This is a genomic window from Streptomyces sp. NRRL F-6492 (genome assembly GCF_001280125.1).
In the GTDB taxonomy this organism is placed as follows: domain Bacteria; phylum Actinomycetota; class Actinomycetes; order Streptomycetales; family Streptomycetaceae; genus Streptomyces.
In genome coordinates this window covers 1-363 of sequence record NZ_LGEG01000152.1, presented here as the reverse complement: position 1 = coordinate 363, position 363 = coordinate 1, and the positions used below count along the sequence as shown (strand labels likewise).

Here is a 363-nt window from a genome sequence, read left to right as displayed (position 1 = left end):
GCCGGTGACGTCGACCGTCGAGGTGACGGCGGCGCCGTTGTCCGGGACGGCGACGTCGGCGGTGTTCTCGAAGACCTTGCCGGTGGGCGGGTTCGTGGAGCCGGCGGACAGCGTCCAGATCGCGTGCGCGACGGCGTCGCTGTTGCGGTCCAGGGCGGTGTCGTCGATGTTCGACGTGGTGTCGCACGAGGAGTGGTAGCAGCGGTCGAAGGACTGGCCGGAGGTGCCGCCCCACTTCTGCGCCTGGGCGGCGGTCTTCTTGCTGCTCGCGCCGGTGAAGAGGCCGCCGACGGGGACGCCCGCGCTCTTGAACGGGGCGTGGTCGGAGCGGCCGTCGCCCTCGGTCTCGATCTCGGTCGGGAC

The 363-nt window shown here is 71.9% G+C and carries 1 protein-coding gene; it reads right to left on the bottom strand.

Annotated elements, in window-relative coordinates; genetic code table 11:
* Window positions 1-363 (bottom strand): M28 family peptidase (locus ADL08_RS13560; RefSeq protein ID WP_159043055.1); only part of this gene is annotated, 363 nt, incomplete at both ends.